12 protein-coding genes are annotated in these 13,617 nt (G+C 40.4%); 5 read left to right on the top strand and 7 right to left on the bottom strand.

The genetic code is table 11. From position 1 onward, the window contains the following. Nucleotides 1–26 precede the first annotated feature (26 nt). The 5 genes from ACFFRD_RS32510 to ACFFRD_RS32530 all read left to right on the top strand — a co-directional run bounded on the left by ACFFRD_RS32510 (nt 27) and on the right by ACFFRD_RS32530 (nt 3,565). On the top strand, nt 27–833 hold the full coding sequence (locus ACFFRD_RS32510) for an aminoglycoside N(3)-acetyltransferase (RefSeq protein ID WP_392479943.1): 807 nt from the start codon (nt 27–29) through the stop codon (nt 831–833). 70 nt (nt 834–903) lie between these two features. After that, a complete protein-coding gene (locus ACFFRD_RS32515) occupies nt 904–1,530 on the top strand; it encodes a GDSL-type esterase/lipase family protein (protein ID WP_392479944.1) in 627 nt (208 codons plus the stop codon). A 59-nt stretch (nt 1,531–1,589) separates the two neighbouring features. Then, entirely contained in the window at nt 1,590–1,817 is a 228-nt protein-coding gene (locus ACFFRD_RS32520; RefSeq protein ID WP_392483222.1) for a type II toxin-antitoxin system Phd/YefM family antitoxin, read from the top strand. A 232-nt stretch (nt 1,818–2,049) separates the two neighbouring features. After that, entirely contained in the window at nt 2,050–2,196 is a 147-nt protein-coding gene (locus tag ACFFRD_RS32525) for a PIN domain-containing protein (protein WP_392483223.1), read from the top strand. A gap of 94 nt (nt 2,197–2,290) precedes the next feature. Next, a complete protein-coding gene (locus ACFFRD_RS32530) occupies nt 2,291–3,565 on the top strand; it encodes a ribulose bisphosphate carboxylase small subunit (RefSeq protein ID WP_392483224.1) in 1,275 nt (424 codons plus the stop codon). 232 nt (nt 3,566–3,797) lie between these two features. Here the strand turns inward: ACFFRD_RS32530 and ACFFRD_RS32535 are convergent, their stop codons facing one another. From ACFFRD_RS32535 to ACFFRD_RS32565, 7 genes are all read right to left on the bottom strand, one after another. Continuing rightward, on the bottom strand, nt 3,798–4,550 hold the full coding sequence (locus ACFFRD_RS32535; protein WP_392479946.1) for a hypothetical protein: 753 nt from the start codon (nt 4,548–4,550) through the stop codon (nt 3,798–3,800). A gap of 1,102 nt (nt 4,551–5,652) precedes the next feature. Then, nucleotides 5,653–6,024 (bottom strand): DUF2358 domain-containing protein, encoded by a 372-nt coding sequence (locus ACFFRD_RS32540; protein WP_114082919.1) that lies wholly within the window; start codon nt 6,022–6,024, stop codon nt 5,653–5,655. A 222-nt stretch (nt 6,025–6,246) separates the two neighbouring features. Next, entirely contained in the window at nt 6,247–7,473 is a 1,227-nt protein-coding gene (locus ACFFRD_RS32545; RefSeq protein WP_392479948.1) for a pentapeptide repeat-containing protein, read from the bottom strand. A gap of 351 nt (nt 7,474–7,824) precedes the next feature. Beyond that, nucleotides 7,825–8,532: an actin-binding WH2 domain-containing protein gene (locus ACFFRD_RS32550; protein ID WP_114082917.1), complete on the bottom strand. Its 708-nt coding sequence runs from the start codon at nt 8,530–8,532 to the stop codon at nt 7,825–7,827. Between the two features lie 42 nt (nt 8,533–8,574). Next, a complete protein-coding gene (locus ACFFRD_RS32555) occupies nt 8,575–9,279 on the bottom strand; it encodes an actin-binding WH2 domain-containing protein (RefSeq protein WP_392479949.1) in 705 nt (234 codons plus the stop codon). Nucleotides 9,280–9,302: 23 nt separating this feature from the next. Next, nucleotides 9,303–10,850: an FAD-binding oxidoreductase gene (locus ACFFRD_RS32560; protein WP_392479950.1), complete on the bottom strand. Its 1,548-nt coding sequence runs from the start codon at nt 10,848–10,850 to the stop codon at nt 9,303–9,305. 58 nt (nt 10,851–10,908) lie between these two features. Then, nucleotides 10,909–12,906, bottom strand: a complete 1,998-nt coding sequence (locus ACFFRD_RS32565; RefSeq protein ID WP_392479951.1) for a pentapeptide repeat-containing protein — start codon at nt 12,904–12,906, stop codon at nt 10,909–10,911. Between the last annotated feature and the right edge of the window lie 711 nt (nt 12,907–13,617).

Genomic DNA, 13,617 nt, shown 5'->3' on the forward strand with positions numbered 1-13,617 from the left:
TTCAAGTCTCAAGAATTTCGTGCAAGATGAGTGAATTAAAAGTAATTGCAAACACACCATCACCTCGGACTCGCCAAAGTCTGGCTACGGACTTGTTACACGCAGGTTTAACTCCAGGTATGAATGTGATAGTCCACTCTTCACTCAGTTCACTGGGATGGGTTTGTGGTGGTTCAGTCGCAGTAGTTCAAGCACTGATGGATGTGATTACGCCAGCAGGAACTCTCATAATGCCTACCCATTCTGGTGATTTGTCTGATCCTAAGACCTGGCAAGCACCAGCTGTCCCTACTAACTGGTGGTCAACTATATATGAAACCATGCCAGCTTTTGATTCAAAAGTTACCCCGACACGAGGTATGGGCAAGATTGTTGAAGCTTTCCGAACTTGGCAAGGCGTGGTGCGAAGTTCTCATCCGGCAGTGTCGTTTGCTGCTTGGGGGAAGCACGCCGAAGAAATTATCTTTAATCATGCCTTAGACAACTCTCTTGGAGAAAATTCACCATTAGCTACTCTTTATGAGTTGAACGCTTGTGTGCTGTTATTAGGAGTCGGATACGATCGCTGCACCAGTTTTCATCTGGCTGAGTATCGGGTTGGTGGGACACAGCAAGTTAGCAAAGGTGCGCCAGTTCTAGAAGCAGGACAACGAGTTTGGAAATATTACTCAGATATTGAATTTGACAATGACTGTTTTGTTGACATAGGTAGAGATTTGGAAAACACTGGTCATGTCAAAGTCTCAAAAGTTGGTTCTGCACAAACCAAGCTATTGTCTGTCAGAAACGCTGTTGATTTTGCCGTTGATTGGTTGACAACTCATCCCAGATAGAAGGAGCAATCAGGATACGTTTTGTGACATCAAAATCTTAGAAATTAAGGCATTATCTAGCACATAAACCATGAACTCAATACATCGACAAGAAGTAAGAATTTGTTTTGTTGGTGACTCCTTCATTAACGGTACTGGCGACCAAGAATGTCTTGGTTGGACAGGGAGAGTATGTGTTAATGCTAATAAAAAAGGTTATAACATTACCTACTATAATTTAGGAATTAGGCGTGATACAAGTACTGATATAGCAAAGCGTTGGTTACAGGAAGTCTCACTGCGATTGCCCAAGGAATATGATGGCAGAGTTGTATTTTCTTTTGGATTGAATGACACAACATTAGAAAATGGTAAAACTCGTGTGGATTTGGCAGATTCTCTCACAAATACCCGTGAAATTTTAAGTAAAGCTCAAAAATTATATCCTGTTTTGATGGTTGGCCCCGCACCATATATAGAACAAGAAGATTCTCAAAGAAAGCAAAGAACTATAGATTTATCTAAACAATATGCTTTTATTTGTAAAGGATTAAATGTACCTTATTTAGACGTTTTTCCGATATTAGGAATATCAAATATCTGGATTAATGAAGCAATAGCCAATGATGGGGTTCATCCTCAAGCAGGCGGTTATGAAGAATTTGCCCAAATAGTAGAAAATTGGGACACTTGGTTAAATTGGTTTCCTGTGATTTAATCGAACATTCAAAGTTAGGATAGTGTTAGCACCTAATTTTTATATCAAAGGTGGTAACTATACAGCAAATTACTCTAGCCGAAGCATCTCAAAATTTACCCAACTTAATTGAAGCAGCACTCAGTGGTGAGGAAATTATCATCATCAAAGATAATCAACCTTTGGTAAAGTTAACTCCTGTGTCGCAAGTTAAACGCCTCCGTCAACCTGGAAGCGCAAAGGGTTTAATTACAATATCTGATGACTTTGATGAACCACTGGAAGATTTCAAGGAATATATGGAATGAGATTATTGCTGGATATACATACTTTTATTTAGTATGTGACGGATAATTCAAGACTTAGTAATCAAGTAGTAGAGTTAATTAATAATGAAAATAATGAAATTTTGCTAAGTATAGCTAGTCTATGGGAAATAGCTATTAAGCAGAATTTAGGCAAGCTTAGTTTTAATCAGCCATTTGAGATATTCATCACACAGCAACTAAACCTCAAGATTTTAGGTTACTCGATATCAAAATTAGCCATGTTACTGTTGTTGCCACACTACCCTCACATCATCGCGATCCATTTGACCGAATTTTAATTGCACAAGCACTCGCAGAAAATATACCTATACTGAGTGCTGATAAAATTTTTGATCTATATCCAATAAGACGTTTATAGTAAATAGCGTTGCTTTTCTACCAAAAGATAAATAAACAGTCATCACCAAAAAAACTTAACATTACTTTAGGCAGTGCTAGGCAAAGATAATTTTATGGGTTACTACATCGCTCCCCGCTTTTTGGACAAACTGGCTGTCCACATCACCAAAAACTTTCTAAAGCTTCCTGGTGTGCGAGTTCCCGTGATTTTAGGTATTCACGGACGCAAAGGAGAAGGCAAAACATTTCAATGTCAATTAGTCTTCGAGAAAATGGGTATCGAAGTGACTAATATCTCTGGTGGCGAATTGGAAAGTCCAGATGCAGGAGATCCAGCGCGGTTGATTCGGCTGCGGTATCGGGAAACAGCAGAACTGATCAAAGTACGCGGCAAAATGTGTGTACTGATGATTAACGATTTAGATGCGGGGGCTGGACGCTTTGATGAAGGCACTCAATATACTGTAAATACGCAGTTGGTGAATGCCACACTAATGAATATTGCTGATAATCCCACAGATGTGCAGTTGCCTGGAAGCTACGATTCCACACCTTTACATCGTGTACCGATTATTGTCACAGGTAATGATTTCTCTACTCTCTATGCACCGTTAATTCGGGATGGACGGATGGAGAAATTTTACTGGGAACCAGACAGAAACGACAAAGTGGGAATTGTCAAAGGGATTTTTGAACCGGATGGATTGTCACAGAAGGAAGTTGAACAGCTAGTTGATACATTTGTCAACCAGTCAATTGACTTTTTTAGCGCTTTGCGATCGCGCATTTATGACGAACAAATCCGCAACTACATCCATAAAGTAGGTTTTGAGAAAGTATCCTTGAGTGTGGTTAACAGCACCGAAGGGCCACCAGAATTTAAAAAACCAGATTTCAGGCTGTCTCACTTAATCGAGTCTGGTAACTTCCTCGTTGGTGAACAAAAACGGGTGGAAAATTCCCATTTGGTTGACGATTACAACCGACTCAATCGAGGTAGAAATTCTCAATCTGCACAGCCTGCTGCTGTAACACCAATTAATCAGCCGTCAAGCAATGGTGCAACTCAAGAACCAAAAACTAATGGATTCCAGAAACAGGAAGTATCAAGCCCACATTTAACCCTGGAGACACAAGAACAGATTCGGCAATTATTATCTCAAGGTTACAAAATAAGTATTGAACACGTAGATGAGCGCCGTTTCCGTACAGGTTCTTGGCAAAGTTGTGTTCATAGCCACATTGATGCCGAGTCTGATGCAATCTCAAACTTAGAGGCAACTTTGGCAGAATATAGCGGTGAGTATATCCGCTTAGTAGGTATTGATCCGAAAGCCAAGCGGCGGGTTTTGGAGACAATTATTCATCGTCCGCATGGGAAAAATTAGGAATAGATAATTGAGAAAGAGCGATCGCTTTTGTCAATTCTCAAACAACTGGAAAAATATGCTTCCTCAATTTCGGGACTTACGCAAAAAATAGCCCAAAGCTTGATTTTTTAGTAGGGACAATACCCTGCGGGTACTAACTCGTAGAGTAGCCGCAAAGCGTCTACATTAATTGTCCCTACCGCCTGTCGTTTTGCGTAAGTCCTAAATTTGATAGCTGAATCCTTATACCTTAACTACAGGTAGCAGCTGAAGCCGAGTTAACCCTTGTTAAATCGCTAGTGAATACTGCTGTGTATATATAAGGAGATGCACCAGAGCAAGTCATGGAGTTGGTATTAGTGCGGCGGGGAGTCCACCATGACTTTGCTTGCACAGTTAAATTTGTGCCATCCCATGATAGGCTTCTGACAACTAAAGAGTTTGTATTTCCATTATCCGCCTTTTTAGCAGATAAAAATGTAGCATAGTAAACCTCGCCATTGGCTGGATTAATCCGGGCTATAACTGCGACTTTTGGCCCGCCTCCACTACCATAGCTAGACAACCAGCGCCCGGTTGCAAAGCGGCGAAAATCATTACCAGTCTGACTGCCAGTGGAAGAGTAAACGCCGTATAAAAAATTTCCCCCAGTCCAATACAAACCGTAGCCTGTACCGTCGTCATTTGTTGTTTCGTAATCAGTCCTACACCATGTTTTAATACCATTATTAAAACGGATAGTTATAGGGTTTTTGTTATTAGATGAGACTTGCTGATAACCAATGTAAAAGGCTGAACTTCCACTAACTACTCTGGCCCCATTCTTAGCTTTGATTGTCGCTTCACTATCATTGCAACTAAATGTCACAGCATTCCCAATAGATGAATTTACTATTTCGGCAAAAGCTGGAGGGACTTTTTGTGTGAGGACTAAATCAGCTACTAATACGACAGATAAAGAGAAACCTGCCAAATACTTTTGAAATTTTTGAGAATAAATCATGATATAAATCTGCCAAGAAATTGTAAGGGAAAAACACCGTATCACTATAAACTCTAATGAGAGTTTAGACAAGCAAAATTGTTGAAATTCGCAGATAGCAACATTTGCAGCATTACGATAAATGAGGCTAGACTACAAAGTGCTTAACAGAATATGCATGACATTGCATGGTATTAACTGTATATAAAGTTTTCTTATCCAAAGAGCATCATTGAATAGATTGATAATCAATTCAGAATCTAGATGCTCTCTAAGAAATGCCGCGTGGGTATGTTGTTCGCAAAGCTAGACTAGACTTGCGCCTCGTGTCACCACCAAATCATAGATGTGGTGAGGGTACAAAGACTTCATTGATTAAGAAGATTGCATACTTGCTACTACTGTGCTATTCAATTTTTAAGCCAGAATTAATTCTCAATTCTGATTCTTCACTCTTGAATTCTGTTTGATAAATTGCGACAAATGCTTTTAGAGAACAAATAATATTTGTTCCTTTTTTATCTCTATTATTAGAAGATTGAATTCATATTTGAATCCATTGATTTCAGTCCAGCCGATCTTAAGTCAGCTTTTTATAGAATATGTGATGTCCGTTTTTGGAGGAGACATAGATATATTCCTTAAATAGGGTTCTAAAGTTAGTTTGGCTTAGTCAAGCTGTTTTTTGGTTCAGTAAAATTCGTGAATAATTTTATTTCTCATAAAACTAATACATTAATCTGGGTAATTTCTCTTAATTAAGATATTGGATCTAGTTTTTTGGGCAATTGCTTGTTAGTGATGAATATCGGAATATTCATCATAATGGCTCGATTTCGTCTTATTTTATCGATACAGAGGGCGGGAATAGCTGATTAGAGGCTCTGCCTCCAGTGATAGATTAATTCAGCAGTCCAGATGAATGTATTCTCATACGGAGAATGAGAACGAGCAAAACAGCAAAACTTCATCAAGCTAGGTTTTTAGGACTTGTATATACACTGTAGCCTTCTAAGCACTGGGGGACAACTCTAAAAAAATTGTGTGTACACCTAAGTTGACAAGGAGAGATATGGTATTTTGGGCTGGAGGTTAGGTATATATTGGACTCAACCCAGAAGCGCTAGAAATGCTGCTTCACCACGTCTAAGGGTGAACAATTCCAATAATCGATATGGGAGACAATCAAACCATCAGAGTTAAGACCTAATTCACTCCAACCAGGAATAGAAATCCGTGGCTTCCAGGGGAGAGGAGTATTCCAACTGAGTGTCCACTCAGTTTTGATTGTGTCTCCTAAACGTTGAATATTATGTAAGTCCATCTTGGGATCTAAAAACCAAGTTTGGATAAAATTAATCATTTTTTGATAACGTTTCACACCACGAAATTTATTCAGTGGGTCTTGAAAATAAACGTCTGGAGCGTAAATGCTGTAAGTTTGATTGACTGGGAATCTTTGATAGTCTTCTTTGAGAATTTCAATGATATCCATAATCGTCGCTTTATATTCGATGTCCTCGCTGATAGAGGATATCAGGTTTTTGACAACTTTTTAGTTTTGGGTACTAAATTCAACACAGTTAAAATAGCGGTTAGAAATCGGGTCTATACGAAGAAAACCCGCGCAGACGGGTTAAAAAACCTTAAGTTTCTCTAGTCCAAGGAGGCGGACTTTGTTTCTGTAACTGTGAATTCCGTTCGCCAGGGCTTTTTGTTAACGCCAATGTTGGGGTATGTTCAGATTTTCCGGTAAGATTGTTGTGCGATCGCCAAATGCCTCTTCAATCTGCTGTAATTCTAGGTTCTCACATCCGCTCAAGTTTGCCCTAAAGAGATTAGTTTCTTGGAGGTTGGCATCTTGCAGATTAGCTGTACTAAGTAACACGCCTTCTAAGTTGGCCCCAGCAAGTTTTGCGTTTTGCAGGTTACTGCCAATCAGGTTTGCATCTTGGAGGTTGCTACCCTCGAAGTTGGCTTCAAAGAGGTTAGCATCACAAAGAATTGCTCCTTCCAAGTTGGCATCACAAAGAATTGCTCCTACCAAACTAGCATCACAAAGAATTGCACCTTCCAAGTTGGCATCATAAAGGATTGCCTTCGAGAGGTTTGCTTTTCTGAGAATTACACCCTGCAAATTGGCTTCTGGAAGGGTTGCCTTAGAGAGGTTTGCTTCATAGAAGACTGACCCACAAAGATTGGTTACTGATAGGTCTGCCTCGGATAAATTTGCTTGTGTAAAATTTACCCATTGTAAGTCAGCTCCTACGAAAATTGCCTTAGAGAGGTTAGCTTCCGTTAAGTCTGCATTACTGAGGTCTGTATTGCGTAAATCTAGTTTTTGATTTACTGGGTCTTTATGTGAATCGCGTCGCCCAATGACAGTTATCGCTGTTTGAATATCTGTAGGAAGTTTTGATGATACCTGTAACTCATCCTCATATTTTTGATTTACCGGAGCATTCTCACGGATAAAAGCAGCGAGAATTTCCATAATTGTCCAATGATCTTTGGGAGAATCTTTGGCAATTCGTTCTAAAGCATAAATTGCGGCAAACCGCGTTTCAATTTTTTCATTTCCTAGTTGTTCAATTGCTTTAGAAAAGCGTTCGGGAACAATTTCTTGGGGAGTTGGTTGCTTGTAATTGATACCAGTTACTATGTTGTTATCCCAAGCTAGTGTCCCAGCAAGGATCTGCATTAACAGACTCTGATTTTCATCCAAAGAGAGTCTGGATGTATAGTAAGCATTAATAATTAATGCTAGTCCTCCAATAATGATCGCAATAGTTGTTAAGGCTTGAGTGATATATTCTATTTTTTCTTGGTTTGAAAGTCCTTGAATATTTTCAAATAAGGAAAAGATTAGAGTTAAAGAAAAAATAAATATAACTGAGATAAATACCAGCAAAATCGTGAGTCCATTTGTCTTTATGAAAGACATGTTATAAGTCTTCACATTTGACTCCTTACGGAAATAAATTTAGGTTGATTTTAAGAGCATCCGTAAATATCTGATAGCGTACAAACACGGAACTACTTGACATATACTTAAATCTATTTCATAGAAATTATCTATAAAATATCTGATAACTTATTTTGTAAACATCCTCTGAAATGCGGCTTTTTGGGCTTGTTTGCGATCGCAAAGACGACATCATGACTAGATTGCTGCGGATAGGCCCAATTAAACCCCGACTGCGGTGAGTGCTGAAACTTAGTGCAATCGAGGCTTTAGAGGTTGTTTTAAAAGTGTTTCACTGTGAATTTAGCCAGGGGGATTTCCGCGATTATGTTAACGCAAACCTAAAATTTCGGAAATCGCCGTCACAATATCCAAATAAAAGTTGCCTTTTACTGCGCGAAATAATTCAAATTTAGAATCAGGCGCACCAAAAAATGGTCTGAGAAACCATCCTAACTGCATACCAACAAAGGCATAAAGCAATAACCAGGATCTTAAAATAGTGGTGCGGGTTTTTTTACCGACTTCATCTTGTTGAGAGAGTAATTGCATCCCTTCATATAAAAATTTCACACCAAAGATGCCTGTAATACCAAAAATTAGCACATTCAATAGTTTGAAAAATTGATATGAATCTGGTGTAGTGATGAGAAAAAATAGTGTAACTGGTGCCAAGCTAAATAAAAGTACGCTAATCACTGAGACAGATGTGAGTAATACAACGAAATGCTGTAAAACACTGCTCCGAGAACCAAACAAAACATTAAAAAAGAACAAAGTCGGGAAACAAATAATCAGTGTGATTAAATAGAATACCGGAAGTTTAATAGCACCAGATAATGCCTGTGCCCAACTGTGAGATGCACCGATAATTGCTCCATAAAGAGCAAAGAATATAGAACTAGTTACGAATAGAGAACTGATTTTATTTTGTAACCTGACTCCCTGACGGATTTCTTCTAAAAAAGACTGGCGATCGCGCAGTAAATTAACCAATACACCAAACTGTTGAATTCCGCGATTTTGCTTTTTCAGCATAATTTTATAGTTTGTATATTTTGTGAAATTACTAATGACTAATTAACGGAATCCAAAAAGATAGCTAAGAGATTTAATGACGCTTAAATAGAAATTACCTTCTCTTTCGCGGAATAGTTCAAACACAGAACCAGGTGTGCCAAAAAATGGTCTGAGAGTCCATCCTAACTGACTGCCTACGAAAGCGTAAAGAAATAGCCAAAATTGCAAAATCTTTTGGCGTGTCTTGGTACTTTCATCATCTTGTTCTAAAACTAAACTCGTCGCCTGATATAAAGACGAAATACCAATAAATCCAGTTAATGCAAAGATGAATACATTTAAAAGAATTAAAAATTGGTAATTATTCGTGGTAATCAAGAAAAACAGGGTGATTGGGGCAAAGCTAAATAAAAGTACGCTTGTGACTGAAACCGCAGTTAATACTAATGCTAAATGCTGTGCAAAAGTCCGCTTGGAACCAAAAATGATGTTAGCAAAGAACAACGTCGGGATACAAATCAAAAGTGTGATTAAATAAAGCGCTGGGAGTTTAATGGCGGAAGACAAAGCTTGCATCCAACTATGATATGCACCAATGATTCCGCCATACGCGGCGAGAAATAAGGAACTGCAAACCAGCAGAGAAATGATTTTAGTTGGTAATCTCGTACCTTGGCGAATTTCCTCCAGAAAACCTGGGCGATCGCGCAGGAATCCAATCAGGACTGCAAAGTATTTGATTCCTAATGATTTTCGTTCAATCATGTTATCCTCACACAGCTAAAATTCTAAGTTTCATCTGAGTAATCACCGCCAGAACCATACTTCCAGGCATCAATCAAACGATGCCAATAATATTGTTGTTCATTTGGTTGATTCTTAATCCATGTTTCTAACATTGGACTCAACCAAAACAAGGCAGTATATACACCTAAATTGCCGTAATGTAACGTCCAATCTAATAAACTTCCTAAACCTACTTGCGGAATGATTTTGGCAACTATTCCCGGATGAGATAAACCAGTTTTTAACAGTGTTTGGGTTAGTGCCGAGAACTGCACTATATCCTGTAAAAATGGTTTTAATACTGGTGTACCCAACTGTTGCATTTCTTGAAATACTGCCGAGAGGAGTTGGTTAATTTGATCTGGGGCAATTTTCTGATTTATACCAACACTCATCGCTTTTTGAAACAACCAGGTAACAGTCAGGCTTGGCTGATAGGGTTGCAGCAGTGCTAAAGCTTTTACAGATAATTGTTCTGTTTCTAGCGCTTCGTAAATGCCATAAGTTAAACGCTTCAGGTGACGCACCATTGCCCCAAAACCACCAAAACTCAAGGGAGACTGACTACCACTGCTGTCTCCGGCTGGCAAAATGCGATTCCAAGGAGTTTTGAGAGGACTTTGCCGATAGGTAGGAAAGAAGCCAAATAACGCCCGTTGAAATTTAAGCTTGCTCAATTCCACTCCCTGATATTCTGGTAAGAGACGCAGATATTCTTCAAATAGACCTTCTAAACTCAAACGTTGGGGATGTGCATCCATGTAGGTAAACAAGTAAGTGGTTCTGCCATCCCTGGCTGGGAAAGCTTCCCAGAAGTACTGACATTGATTTTGCAAAGGCGTAAATGATAACAACAAGTCGCCTGAGTTATTTTCCGGAAAACCTTGGGCACAACTTCCGACAACTAAGCACAGTGCGTCTGGTTTTTTGCCTTGGCGTGCTTGTTGGCTGATGGGTGAAAGATGTCCCATTGCGTCGATTAATAACCGAGTTTTGAATTGGTTATTTACCATCACTCCATCTGGATGAACGATCGCTTCAGTAAAGGGTGTATTTTCTAACAACTTTCCACCCACGGCGAGAAATCGGGTCTTCAATGTAGCCAGGAGATAAACTGGATCTACGCCAATATTCAAAACATCTTTTACCCAAACTTCTGTACCGCCATCAAAACTAACTCGCGCTGGGTTATATTTAGTTGCGATCGCAGTTTCTAATTCATCCTCAGTCAGCAAGTTTAATTCCACAAACACATCTAATTCTTTCCGAGAGATATTCCACTCTTGTTCTCTCCCCCGTAAAATACCCCGTTCCATCAACGCTACCCGCAGTCCCTTCACCGCTAAGGCGCAACCAATTAAAATGCCTAAAGTGCCACCGCAGATCAGCACATCGAAATCGACAACGCCTAAAGGTTGTTGATTTTCTTTAACTAACTGTGGTGCGGGTGCGGAGTTTTCGCGCAGAGATGTGAGGATGCGATCGCTTTGACGCAACCCTCCGAAAACATCACCTGGTAATTGGGAAAGAATTTCTTCAGTTAAAGACATCGGGTTTGATTCCAGCAAAGTTACTAGTATCGATCGTATCTTTGTTGGAACAACGCCCTTATCCCAAACCGAATAGTTTTGCGATCGCAGGCAATAATTTATTACCAGCTTCAACCAGCGATGCGATCGCAGGTAAGCCAGTAAATATCCCTTTCAACATGGTGATAGCTGTCTTCGCCGTCTTTTGCTTAGTCGGTTCTTGGGGACTTTTACCCGCTTCTGCCAAACTGTTCACCTGTTCTAGCGCTTCGGCTTTGTCTTCTTCTGACAAATATGTGGATTGGATGATTGCATCTTGCAACTGCGACAATAATTCTTTGATTCCTGGTTTCTCGGCATCAGTTGCATCAGGTAACTGATTGAGGGCAATACTCACGTTACCGCTAATGGTTCCTAGATTAGCAATAGAATTATTGCCAGCGATACCGCTAACATTACTGCTGCCTTGAATATTGATGCCACTGATATCTGACATATTTGTATCTCCTTGAGTATAAAATTTGGGCTGCTTGAGAGCAGTATCTACCATATTTTCTAAACTAATAATGCGCTTATCTTTTTCTACCAGCAATAATTGCTGACTCTGCGATAAAGCTTTGAGTTGATTATAGTTATCAAAATATTCTGCACTTAGTTGAGATTTATCGCTCCCTGCGGCGGTTTTGGCTCTGAGTAAGATTTTATCTTCGCCGCGTTTCTCCATTGCCACAATTTCTAACTCGGCTTCGGGATGGTTTTCGGCAAGGTTTTTGAAAGCTATGGCAACAGCACGAGGGTCAACGCCTTGATTATGGTAAAGGTCGAGGGTGTCAAAAATTGGCTTGATAAAGTCGGCAAAATCCCCGTCTGCAAATACCTCTTGTTTGTTATCAGGTTTGCGGAGTGGGTCGGGGTCTTCTTTGGTGGGTAAGCGCATAAAGACATATTCACACCTCACCCCATGCAATTTAGTTGTATTTGTAATGCCCCAATCTTCAATGAAGGCTCCGGTGAGAGTTGCACCTGTTAAATCTGTGCCGTCTAGTTGCGTTTGCTTGAGCTTTGCTCTTGACAAATCAGCATCTTGCAAGTTTGCTTCACTGAGATCAGCACCGATAAAGCTGGCATCTGCTAGGTTAGCTTTTTGTAAGTTGATACCCCGCAGGTTTTCACGGTCAAAGTTTTTATCCTGTCCCTGTCCTGTAACCAATAATTCTCGTATTTGTGAGTTTCGCAGATAAGTTAAACCAGGGCGAACACGGTTAAGCATTTTGGCTTGATGCCAACTGCTACATATAAGGATCGTGTTTCGGAAATCTGTACTTTTGAGCGTAGCTTGGGTGAAATCAGCATTGGTTAAGTCAGCGCCACGAAAACTTGTACCTCCTGTTGCAGCAAAGGCGATCGCAATATTGCGAATTAAGGAGTGTTTTTGATCTCCTTTCATGGCTCGCCAGCTGATGTAGAGACTAAATAACATTCCGGCTCCGGCGACAGCGACTGCGAAGGCTCCGGCTCCGGCGACAGCGACGGCGACAGCGAAGGCAACGGCTCCAGTTCCGGCGACAGCGACGGCAACGGCTCCAGCGACGGCTCCGGCAACAGCGAAGGCTCCGGCTCCGGCGAAGGCGAAGGCGACGGTTCCGGCTCCAGCTCCGGCGACAACGAAGGCGACGGCGACTGCGAAGGCGACTGCGACCGTGAAGGCGACGGCTCCTAAACCAGCTATTATTCCTTGAAGAATCGTGATGAAGAAAAAGGCAATCAATGTGATTAGAGCAACCCAGCCCGCAATCTGCTTCTCACTGGATGAGCTAAAGATGAGCGACACAAAGAAACCATTGACAGCCCAGAGAAATCCTGACAGCCCCGACAATAAGAATGAGATAATAACTAAACCAATTACCCAACGTCGTTGCAGTCCAGCTTTGGCGTGACTAAAGTTTGCCCCTATCAGGTTAGTGTTGGTGAAGTTTGCCCCTCGGATGTCGGCATAGCTAAAGTTTGCACCCGCAAGGTCTTTTCTACCTTTGAAGTTGCGTCCTCGAAGATTTTGACTGGAGAAGTCTAAAGCCATGTTCCACTTTACGAGGGTGAGCAAATTTTACTACACGCTCACCCCTGTAAATTTAAGAATGGTTAGATATTTTTCATGAATGGAGTTCAAAGCCTCGTTCACGAGTATAAAAGACTCATTAACGGAGTTCAAAGACTCATTCACGAGTATAAAAGACTCATTCACGAGTATAAAAGACTCGTTCACGGAGTTCAAAGCCTCGTTCACGAGTATCAAAGCCTCGTTAATGGAGTTCAAAGGCTCGTTCACGAGTATCAAAGACTCATTCACGGAGTTCAAAGACTCATTCACGAGTATAAAAGACTCATTAACGGAGTTCAAAGCCTCGTTCACGAGTATCAAAGCCTTGTTCACGAAGCCTTATACCATTTTCTAACCGCCTTTTTAACCTTAGTGGTTGTTTGAAAACTATTTCGCTGTGACTTTAAACACTTTTAGATCCCCTCTAACATCCCTTAAAAAGGCAGGAAACGAAATCAAAGTTTACCTTGACAAGGGGGATTTAGAGGGATCTAAAACTTTTGATACTGACAAAAAGACTTTTCAAACATCCTCTGAATTTGACTATACCCTGACCAAGATATTTGTATCATTATGACAGTTAAAGGCTATTAGCAAATTCCATAATACTGTTGCTTAAAAAATAGGGGGTAAAACCCCTCAAGCCTCAAGCTTTTAACTTTGCTAAAGCAAAAAAATACCTCAATTAGA

Origin of the sequence: Nostoc sp. C110 (assembly GCF_043099725.1) — a bacterium.
Taxonomy (GTDB): domain Bacteria; phylum Cyanobacteriota; class Cyanobacteriia; order Cyanobacteriales; family Nostocaceae; genus Nostoc; species Nostoc muscorum_A.